The organism is Gemmatimonadales bacterium, from assembly GCA_036279355.1.
Taxonomy (GTDB): Bacteria; Gemmatimonadota; Gemmatimonadetes; order Gemmatimonadales; family GWC2-71-9; genus DASQPE01.
Genome location: DASUJH010000011.1, coordinates 1 through 9,523 on the forward strand (window position 1 = coordinate 1; position 9,523 = coordinate 9,523).

At 69.2% G+C, this 9,523-nt stretch carries 11 protein-coding genes and 2 tRNA genes; 2 read left to right on the top strand and 11 right to left on the bottom strand.

Features of this window, described 5'->3' with window-relative positions:
- Window positions 1-99: 99 nt before the first annotated feature.
- The 5 genes from VFW66_02465 to VFW66_02485 all read right to left on the bottom strand — a co-directional run bounded on the left by VFW66_02465 (window position 100) and on the right by VFW66_02485 (window position 1,412).
- Window positions 100-516: a VOC family protein gene (locus VFW66_02465; protein HEX5385545.1), complete on the bottom strand. Its 417-nt coding sequence runs from the start codon at window positions 514-516 to the stop codon at window positions 100-102.
- Between the two features lie 13 nt (window positions 517-529).
- Window positions 530-781 carry a hypothetical protein gene (locus VFW66_02470; GenBank protein ID HEX5385546.1) on the bottom strand — a complete coding sequence of 84 codons (252 nt, stop codon included), beginning with the start codon at window positions 779-781 and terminating at the stop codon, window positions 530-532.
- A complete protein-coding gene (locus VFW66_02475; protein HEX5385547.1) occupies window positions 781-1,122 on the bottom strand; it encodes a CocE/NonD family hydrolase C-terminal non-catalytic domain-containing protein in 342 nt (113 codons plus the stop codon). The genes VFW66_02470 and VFW66_02475 overlap by 1 nt, the downstream gene beginning before the upstream one ends.
- Window positions 1,123-1,215: 93 nt before the next feature.
- Window positions 1,216-1,288: transfer RNA gene (locus VFW66_02480), tRNA-Gln, on the bottom strand.
- A gap of 51 nt (window positions 1,289-1,339) precedes the next feature.
- A tRNA-Ala gene (locus tag VFW66_02485) sits at window positions 1,340-1,412 on the bottom strand.
- A gap of 162 nt (window positions 1,413-1,574) precedes the next feature.
- Between VFW66_02485 and VFW66_02490 the strand changes: the two genes are divergently transcribed.
- Window positions 1,575-3,305, top strand: a complete 1,731-nt coding sequence (locus VFW66_02490) for a hypothetical protein (GenBank protein HEX5385548.1) — start codon at window positions 1,575-1,577, stop codon at window positions 3,303-3,305.
- A gap of 157 nt (window positions 3,306-3,462) precedes the next feature.
- Here VFW66_02490 and VFW66_02495 read toward each other — a convergent pair whose 3' ends face one another.
- The 6 genes from VFW66_02495 to VFW66_02520 all read right to left on the bottom strand — a co-directional run bounded on the left by VFW66_02495 (window position 3,463) and on the right by VFW66_02520 (window position 8,787).
- Complete coding sequence (locus VFW66_02495; GenBank protein ID HEX5385549.1) at window positions 3,463-4,149, bottom strand: DUF4397 domain-containing protein; 687 nt, start codon at window positions 4,147-4,149, stop codon at window positions 3,463-3,465.
- 75 nt (window positions 4,150-4,224) lie between these two features.
- Window positions 4,225-4,860, bottom strand: coding sequence for a DUF2238 domain-containing protein (locus tag VFW66_02500; protein ID HEX5385550.1), 636 nt, complete (start codon window positions 4,858-4,860; stop codon window positions 4,225-4,227).
- Window positions 4,853-5,812: a ribonuclease Z gene (rnz, locus tag VFW66_02505; GenBank protein HEX5385551.1), complete on the bottom strand. Its 960-nt coding sequence runs from the start codon at window positions 5,810-5,812 to the stop codon at window positions 4,853-4,855. The genes VFW66_02500 and rnz overlap by 8 nt, the downstream gene beginning before the upstream one ends.
- A gap of 513 nt (window positions 5,813-6,325) precedes the next feature.
- The gene (locus VFW66_02510) at window positions 6,326-7,237 is read right to left on the bottom strand and encodes an MlaD family protein (protein ID HEX5385552.1); all 912 of its coding nucleotides are present in this window, start codon (window positions 7,235-7,237) and stop codon (window positions 6,326-6,328) included.
- A 9-nt stretch (window positions 7,238-7,246) separates the two neighbouring features.
- The gene (locus tag VFW66_02515; GenBank protein ID HEX5385553.1) at window positions 7,247-7,999 is read right to left on the bottom strand and encodes an ATP-binding cassette domain-containing protein; all 753 of its coding nucleotides are present in this window, start codon (window positions 7,997-7,999) and stop codon (window positions 7,247-7,249) included.
- Window positions 7,996-8,787, bottom strand: a complete 792-nt coding sequence (locus VFW66_02520) for an ABC transporter permease (GenBank protein ID HEX5385554.1) — start codon at window positions 8,785-8,787, stop codon at window positions 7,996-7,998. The genes VFW66_02515 and VFW66_02520 overlap by 4 nt, the downstream gene beginning before the upstream one ends.
- 19 nt (window positions 8,788-8,806) lie before the next feature.
- Between VFW66_02520 and VFW66_02525 the strand changes: the two genes are divergently transcribed.
- On the top strand, window positions 8,807-9,484 hold the full coding sequence (locus tag VFW66_02525; protein ID HEX5385555.1) for a hypothetical protein: 678 nt from the start codon (window positions 8,807-8,809) through the stop codon (window positions 9,482-9,484).
- The last annotated feature ends 39 nt before the right edge of the window (window positions 9,485-9,523 follow it).

Sequence of the window (9,523 nt, forward strand, 5' to 3'; positions counted from 1 at the left end):
GGTCGAGCACCAGGACGTCCCGCCAGCCTCGGCGCGCGAGGTGATAGGCGACGCTCGCGCCGATGGCTCCCGCACCGATGACGACGACCGAGGCCGTCCTCATGCGGTGAAGACGTGCTCGGGATGCTTGAAGCTCTTGAACTCCAGCGCGTTGCCGCTCGGGTCGAGGAGGAACATGGTGGCCTGCTCTCCCGGCTGCCCCGCGTAGCGGATTCGGGGCTCGAGGATGAACGCAATGCCGGCCCCGCGGATGCGCTCGGCCAGGGCCGAAAATGCGTCCCACTCGAGCAGCGCCCCGAAATGCGGCATCGGCACGTGAATGCCCTCGACCTGCCCGGTGTTCCGGGTGGGGATCACCGCGCCGGTGGTGTGCGCCGAGATCTGGTTGCCGAAGAAATCGAAGTCGACCCAGGTGTCGGTGCTGCGTCCCTCGCGGCAGCCGAGGACGTCGCCGTAGAACCGGCGGGTGGAGGCGAGATCGCGGATGAAGAAGGCGTAATGGAATGGTTGCGGCATGGTGCGCCGTATTCTATGGGCGATCGCGGACAGGGGCCAGCTTTTGGAGGGCCGGCTTCTGGGGAGCTGATTCCATTCCTGCATCACCGTGCCGCAGGTCAACGAACGAATCGGCGAACCACCGGATGCCGAGCGGCGCGCCGACGTCAGCGATCGTCTCGTCGCTGACGGGTTTGCCCGAGCCGTAGTTGACCTGCTGGCCAGGATTCTTGATAATGCCCAGAACCCCCACGATCCTGCTTCCGGCCTCGCAGCGGCGGCTCATCAGCCGCACGCTGTAAAAACGATGCGCTCATGCGCGCCGCCCGTGAGGAGCCGACGGCGACTCAGATGTCCGACGTAGCTCGCTGGCGCCCGGCAAGACGAGAGCTGAAGGTATCGGTGCTGCGGCGTCAGCTCGAAGAGCGCGACGCTGAAGTCGAAGTCCTTCTTGTTCGTGACAAAGTCCAGCCGCCCCGAAAACAGGCCGCTCAGCTCGGTCGCCTGTGGGAGAGGGTCGGTGGTTTGCGTTGTGCCCGTGGCCGCGGCGGGCAGCGCGGTCCCCAGGCGATGGGCCCCGCCTGCGCGCTCCGTCGTCAGGTAGACGCGCATGGTGCCGTTGGCCATCGCAGCCGACGAAGGCGCATGCTTCAACGCATCGAAGCCCACGCACGGCATGCGTCAACAAAACGAAAATGGCCACCACTGGTACGGTGGCCATTGCCCCTCCTGGGCTCGAACCAGGACTCTCCTGATCCAGAGTCAGGCGTGTTGCCAGTTACACCAAGGGGCAGTATTGCCAAGGGACCACTGTTGCATCGTGGCCGCTTCTGGAGTGCGGCCATGGAGCTGAGGGGGATCGAACCCCTGACCTCTGCAGTGCGATTGCAGCGCTCTCCCAGCTGAGCTACAGCCCCGTGAGCCGCGAAACCTACCCGTCGCCCCCATGGGCGTCAACCGGATTTTGACCCGCCCGCGGCCACGCGACTCCCCACACCGAGCCCGCGAAACGAGGCCATTTCCCGACCCGAAGCGTATATTGGCGACCATCCCAAAACCGCCGCCCCGGAGACTCCACCATGACCCGGTGCCCCCGCTTCCCGGTCGTCGCCATCGCCCCGGTACTCGCCGCCGCGGCCACCGCCGTCGCCGTCGCCACCGCGTGCAATCGCACCAGCAACCCCGCATCCCGTCTCGCATCCACCGCCGCGAGCTCCGATGCCGACTCTACCGCGACCGCCCGACCGCCCGACCGCCCGACCGCTCCTCCTCTGTTCTCCAACCTCGGCTCCCTGCACCACGCCGTCTCCGCCTCCGCCGACGCGCAGCCGTGGTTCGATCAGGGCCTCCGCCTCATCTATGCCTTCAACCACGAGGAGGCCATCGCCTCCTTCAGGGAAGGCGCCCGGCGCGATCCCGATTGCGCCATGTGCTGGTGGGGCGTCGCCGTCGCCCTCGGCCCCAACATCAACCTGCCGATGGACGACAAGGCAATTCCCGACGCCATGGACGCCGTCCACCACGCCCAGGCGCTGGCATCCCACGCGTCGCCCGAGGAGCGCGACTACATCGCCGCCGTGGCGGCCCGCTACTCCGACGCCAAGGGCGCCAGCCGCGCCATGCTCGACACCGCCTACGCCGCCGCCATGGGCGACCTCGCCCACCGCTATCCCGACGACCCCGATGCCCAGACCCTCTGGGCCGAGTCGCTCATGGACCTCCAGCCGTGGAACTACTACACCGTGGGCGGCACGCCCAAGGGCCGCATCAACGACATCATCGCGGCGCTCGAGGGCGTGCTCGCGCGGAATCCCAACCACCCCGGCGCCTGCCACTACTACATCCATGCCGTCGAGGCGTCGCCCACACCCGAGCGCGGCCTGCCCTGCGCCGAGCGCTTGGCCGAGCTGATGCCCGGCGCGGGTCACCTCGTCCACATGCCCGCGCACATCTACATGCGCCTCGGCCGCTACGCCGACGCGGTACGGCACAACGTGCACGCGCTCGCGGCCGACAAGGCGCTCATGGACATGCGCCACGACACCGGCCCATACCTGCTCCTCTATCCGACCCACAACGAGCACTTCCTCTGGTCGGCGTACACGATGGAGGGCCGAGAGGCCGACGCGCTCGCCTCCGCGCGCAAGGTGGGCGACGCGATCCCGATCGACGTCTACCGCGGATTCCCGGCCGCCCAGTTCCTCCTGCCCACGCCCTACTTCGCGCTCGCCCGCTTCGAGAAGTGGGACGAGCTGCTCGCCGCGCCCGCTCCCGACACCGCCGCGGCCCTCCGCTACACCGCCGGGATGTGGCACTACACCCGCGGCCTCGCGTTCACCGCCAAGGGCGACACCGCCAACGCCCGCGCCGAGCTCGACAGCGTGCGCGCCGTCGAGGCCGCGACCGCGCCGGACTTCATCGTCGGCCAGAACTCGGCCAAGGCGCTCCTCGGCATCGCCCACCGCCATCTGGCCGCCGAGCTCGCCGTGCGCGCCGATCGACGCGCCACCGCCGTCAAGCTCCTGCGCGACGCCGCGGCAATGGAAGACAGCCTCACCTACGACGAGCCGCCCGCCTGGTATCACCCGATCCGTCAGGTCCTCGGCCGCGTCCTGCTCGATTTCGGCGACGCCCGCGGCGCCGAGCTGGCGTTCCGCGAGGACCTCCGCCGCAATCGCGAAAACGGCTGGTCCCTCGGCGGCCTCGCGGAGAGTCTGCGCAAGCAGGGCAAGACGCGCGCGGCCGCGGAGGTCGACGCCCGCTTCAAGCGCGCCTGGTCCGGCGCCGACGTAAAGATCGCCGCGCGCTGATCGGCGACGGGGGGTACGCGCACACGGAAATTGCGTGAGGGGCAGACAAAAATGGGTGCGGGGGCTCCGCCGACAAGCACACAGTCGGCTCCGCCCCCGCACCCATTTTGGTCTGCCCGCGAGCATCTTGCGGGATGCGCGCAGCCCGCGCCGCCGATCAGAAGTTGTCCAGCACCACCGCGACGGTTCCCGGCTTGCCGCCCCCGGTCTTGTCAACGACGAACACCGTCTGCACCTGCCCCGAGTTGAACATCAGGGTCCCCGCATCGATGTCCGCGATCTTCGATCCCGCCGGCGTCACCCGCACCTGGTAACTCCCGGCCGGAATGATCCGGGTATCCGTCGACGTCTCGAACGTCACCCCGGCAAACGTCGGCGTCGCCGTGGTGAGGTCGGCGCCGGGAGCCGTGACATAGACGTCCACGGTGCCTTCCGCCGGTGACGCCTGCACCACGTGCAGCTTGGTCTTGTCGGTCGGTGGGAGCTGGATGTCGTCGGTGAACAGCTTCACGTCCACCGCGCCCACCGTGCCCGCGATGAGCAGGGTGTAGCTCGACTGGTCGAGCAGCGTGGCCGTCGTGCTGGCCACCGGGGTGCCGTCGCTCGTCGTCACGTCCACCTTGCGCGCGCCGGCCGTCACCAGGCGGTAGGGCACGAACGAGCCGGCCGCCAGGTCCTGCACCAGCACGCCGCCGTCGAGCAGCACGTCGAGCGTCGGCGAAGCGGGCACGGCCTGCACCACCCGGAGCTGCGCGCTGTTGGCCGCGGGATTGGTGCTGTCGTTGCACGCGGCCACGGCGAGACCGGCCGCGAGCGTCGCCACAATCGTTCGAAGTCTTCCCATCTCGGCTCTCCTCCTCCTGCGCTCCTCCCGGAGCGGTTGTGGTCCGGCGCGCGGCGCGCGATTCCGCGCCACGCTTCAGCGCGCGATCCGCGCGAGCTGGCGATCGTGCACCCGCGACAGCGCCGCGAGCGCCGCCGCCGCGCCCACGAGCGCGGTGAACATGTCCCACTGCGTGTCCCACGGATCGCCCTGCGTGCCGAGGAACGCGTCGGCCGCGGTTCCGGTCGCCATGGCGGTGCCCCACTCGAACAATTCGTACGACGCGCTGATCGCCAGGCAGACGCACAGCACGAGGAACGGAAGCCAGCGGCTCTTCCGGAGCGGGGACGTCCGCCAGAGCACCTCGCGCACGACGATCGCCGGCACGAACCCCTGCGCGAAGTGGCCGATGCGGTCGTAGTCGTTCCGCGCCAACCCGAGCCCCCGCTCCATCCAGAAGCCGAGCGGCACTTGGGCGTAGGTGTACCGTCCCCCCACCATCAGAATGCAGGCATGTACCGCGAGCAGGCCGTACGCGAGCGGCGTCAGGGGAAACCGCGCATGCGTCGCGACCACGATGGGAAGCCCGATCAACACCGGAAACACCTCGAGCAGCCAGGTGAAGCGATCCTTCGGCGCGGCCGCGCTCCACGCGAGCACGAGAAGGACAAGGGCAAGGAGCGCCACCTCGTACCGTCGGCGCGAGCGGAGCGCCTCGTCCCCTTCACCCATCGGCGGATGCCGCGTCGACCGACGCGCCGTCTGCCGGTGCGTCGGCAAACGGCACCTCGATCGTGAGCCCGTCCCGCGCGACAGTCGCCGCCGGAAACACCGCCTTCGCCTCGGCCACCAGCTCGCTCGCGTCCCAGTTGTAGCGCGGGCTGATGTGGGTGAGCACGAGCCGCCGCACTCCGGCTTGCCGCGCCACCTCGGCGGCCTCCGCGGCGGTCGAGTGCCCGGTCTCCTCCGCGCGGGCCCGCTCGTCGCCGGCGAACGTCGCCTCGTGGATCAGGAGATCGGCGCCGCGCGCCGCTTCGACCACGGTGACGCAGGGCCGCGTGTCTCCCGTGTACACCAGCGTGCGCCCTCGCCTGGGCGGACCCACCAATTCGGCGGCCCCTACCGAACGGCCGTCGGGCAGCTCCACCGTCTGGCCCCGGTGCAGTCGTCCCCACAGCGGGCCTTCGGGCACGCCCAGCTCGCGCGCGCGCGCCGGGTCGAACCGCCCGCGCCGCTCGTGCTCGGCGAGCGCGTAGCCCACGGTTTCCGCGCGGTGCTCCGTCGGAAACACGACGATGTCATACTCCTCGCGGGCGAGCCGGTCCCCGGCCCTGACCTCGACGATCTCCACCGGAAACCTGTTTCGCTCGATGCCGAGCCCGATCGCCGCGCCGAGAATCCGGCCTGCGCCGCGCGGCCCATAGAGAATGACGGGCGCCGTCCGGTCCTGCAGCCCGAGTGTGCGGAGCAGCCCGGTGATGCCCAGTATGTGGTCCGCGTGATAGTGGGTGAAGAACACTTCGCGGAAGGCGAAGCTCACGCCGTAGCGCATCATCTGCCGTTGCGTGCCTTCTCCGCAATCGAGCAGCAGCGTCTCCCCTTCGCGCTGCACCGCGATGCCGGCGACGTTGCGCTCGATGCTGGGAACGGCGGCGCCGGTGCCCAGGAAGGTGGCGGAGAGCATGGGGGAAAATAGGCGGACAGACGGACAGGCGGTCAGGCGGTCAGGCGGACGGGCGGTCGGGGGCGTCCAGGCTGCGACAAAGGCCCCAGATGCAGCGGCTGGCCTGGCCCCGCAATCCGTCGAGCTCAGTCCAATGCGCTGGCGTGAGATAACCCAAGTCCAGCCCGAGGCGCAGAACGTAGGCGAGCTCAGCCACGGAGCCGAAGGCGATGTCGAGGTAGCGCCGAAACTCGCGCGGGCCTCGCTTCGCAGCGCCCTCGGCGATGTTGGAGGCCGCAGATACTGCGGCCCGCCGCGCCTGCGTCACCAGCCCGTAGCGTTCGTGGGGCGGCCATCCGCTCGTCGCTCTGTATACCGCGAGGACAAGTGTATGCGATAGCTGCCATGCCTCGAACCGCTCATAAGGCATCATCCCCCAACCTGCATTTACCCCACCCCAGATCCGGCACCAAACCCCCGCGCGCCGTACCCTCCGCCCGCCCGGTACCGACCGCCTGACCGCCCGACCGCCCCCTAAAACACCTTCACCGTAACCCCCAGCTTCCCGGGATTCTTCTCCAGCTCCCCTATCAACCGCTTCATCGACCCCGAGAGCTCCCTCAGATCGTTGTAAAAGCCGCTATCGGTGGCAAACTTGCCGATCGTCCCCCGGCCAGCGTTGACGCCGGCGAGGAGCGAGTCGAGCTGCGCGCTCGCCCCGCCGAGGGCTTCGGTCAGGTCGGCCACGTTGGCGGTGAGCGAGTCGGCGCGGCGCAGCGTACGCGCGAGCGCCGGATTCGCGAGCGTGCTGTCGAGCCGGGTGCTCAATTGCCGGAACGACGCCATCGTCCGCTCCAGCTCGGCCACCGTGCCGCTCTTGGGATCGGTCACCCGCTGCATGGCGCGGTCGGCCGTCGCCATCGTCTTCTGCAGCTGACGCAGCGTCTGGCGCAACTCGTCCGCAGTCTCCTTGTTCGCCACCTGCTCCAGGCCGATCAACACGCTGTCCGCCCGGCTGCTCAGTTGCTCGGCGCGGTCGCTCAGGCCCACCGCCTGGGTCCCGGCGATCACCTGCTCGCGCGGAAGCGGTTGCGGCGCCTTGCCCGGGTGCAGTACGATAGCCGCGTCGCCCACGAACCCGACCGCCACGATCTCGGCGCGCGCGTCGGTCTTGGGCACGATCCGGTCGGCGAGGCTTACACCCACCAGCACCTTGCCCGGCGCTTCGAGCCGGATCTGCTCCACCTTCCCGACCGACACGCCGGACACCTTCACCGGCGAGCTCTGCTTCAGGTTACCGATGTCGCTGAACCGGATGTGCCAGAGGTCGCCACGCGGGCCCAGCACCGATTTGCCGCTGAGCCACGTGGTCCCGACCACGAAGAGAACGATTGCGAGAATGACGAGTCCGCCCACGCTGACGTCCTGCTTGTAGCTCAGGTCCATGACGCGGCCTCAGGCGGCGAAGGTGGCGTTCGGGAAGTCCCGCTCCAGGAACTCCTTGACCTTGGGCTTGTCGGAGGCGAGAAACTCCTCCTGCGTGCCCGACTGCACGATCTTGCCGCCGGTGAGCAGCGCCAGGCGGTCGGCGGTGCGGAAGGCGCCGCGCACGTCGTGCGTCACCATTACGCTGGTGACGCCGAGCCCATCGCTCAGGCGCTTCACGAGATCATCGATCACGTCGGCGTTCACCGGGTCGAGGCCTGAGGTGGGCTCGTCGTACAGGAGATACTTGGGGCTCCCCGCGATCGCGCGTGCGATCCCCACCCGCTTCCGCATGCCGCCCGACAACTCGGCCGGAAACTTCTCCATGACGTCGGGCGAGAGGTTCACCAGCTTGAGGCACTCGGCCACGCGCGCGCGGCTGTAGTCGAGATCGCGATAGCGATCCTCGTCGGTGATGCCGAGCCGCACGTTCTCGAACACGTCCATGGAATCGAAGAGGGCGCCGTTCTGGAAGACGTAGCCGATCTCGGAGCGGAGCGCGGCCAGCTCCTTCCGCTTGAGCTTGCCGACGTCCTTGTCGTCCACGATCACGGTGCCCGAATCGGGCCGGATGAGCCCGATGATGTGCTTGAGCAGCACGCTCTTGCCCGTGCCCGAGGGGCCGAGCAGCGCCATCGTTTCGCCTTCGCGCACCACGAGGTTCACGCCGTCCAGCACCACTTGGCTCCCGAAGCGCTTGTGGACGTCGATCAGCTCGATCATTGGTTGAGCAGCAGCTTGGTGAGCACGACGTCGAGCAGCAGGATCAGCACCGAGCTGCTCACCACGGCGCCCGTCGTGGCCCGGCCCACGCCTTCGGCGCCCTGCTTGGTGGTGAACCCCATGTAGCAGGAGATGACGGTGATCGAGCCCGCAAAGAAGAACGCCTTGAGCACCGAGTAGGTGGCGTCGAACGGCCGCCAGAAGGTACGCGCGCCGTAGCTGAAGTCGGCGTTGGTGATGGGCAGCACGAGCCGCATCGAGAACCACCCCGAGCCGATGCCCATCACGTCCGCGATCACCGTGAGCGCGGGGATCATGACGAGCCCGGCGGCCACGCGCGGCAGGATGAGATGCGACGCCGGCGAGCGGCCGAGGCTCTCGAGCGCGTCGATCTGCTCGGTGACGCGCATCGTGCCGAGCTCGGCCGCGTAGCGCGCGCCGATCCTCCCGGCGAGGATGAGGCCGGTGAGCACAGGTCCGAGCTCCAGCACGATGGATTCGACGATGACGCCCGCGAGATAGTAGATGGGAATGGTGCCGGTGAACTGGTAGCGCGCCTGCAGCGCGGTGACCGCGCCAGCGAAGCCGGAGATGAGCAGCACGATGAACAGGCTGCCGACCCCGATGTTCCACGCTTCGGTCATGGCGCGCGGAACCCAGATCCGCCACTCGTTGACGCTTCGCACCACGTCGCCGAGCATCAGCGTCACCCGCCCCACGTGCGACGCCGCGTTCAGCGTCCAGCGACCCACGTAGCGGCGGACGTCGAGGGTTTCGGCGGCGGGCATGGCATTATCTTCACCCCGCATGCCTCGCAAGTCCACCCCTCGCATTGCGTTGTTCCGCCGCTTGCTGCTCCGCTGGTACCGCCGGCACGGGCGCGATCTGCCCTGGCGCCGCACCCGCGATCCCTATCGCGTGCTGGTGTCCGAGTTCATGCTGCAGCAGACCCAGGTGAGCCGGGTGGAGGCGTATTACGATCGCTTTGTCGAGCGCTGGCCCACGGTCGAGTCGCTCGCCCGCGCAACCCCGAAGGCAGTGCGCGAGAGCTGGGAGGGCCTGGGCTACTACCGCCGCGCCGCGCACCTCCACCGGCTGGCGCGCACCGTCGTGCGGGATGGCGGCGTCATCCCGAGCGATCCGGCCGAGCTGCGCCGGCTTCCCGGTGTGGGACGCTACACGGCGGGTGCGGTCGCCTGCTTTGCCTTTGAGCGGCCGACGCCCGCCGTCGACACCAACGTCGCCCGCGTCATCCGCCGCGCCTTTCACAGGCGCGCGACGAGCGAAAGCCGCGTTTGGGCCACGGCAGCGGCACTCACCCCCCGCCGCGGTGCGACGGCATGGACTTTCAATCAGGCGATCATGGAGCTGGGCGCGGTAGTGTGCACCGCTCGCGTAGCCCGATGCGGCGAGTGCCCGGTGGCAACGGCATGCGCGACGGGCGGTCAGGCGGTCGGGCGGTCAGGCGGGCGACCTTTGCGATAGCCCGCTTCGGGAGCGGGGCAGAAGGGGCCGGGGGCGGAG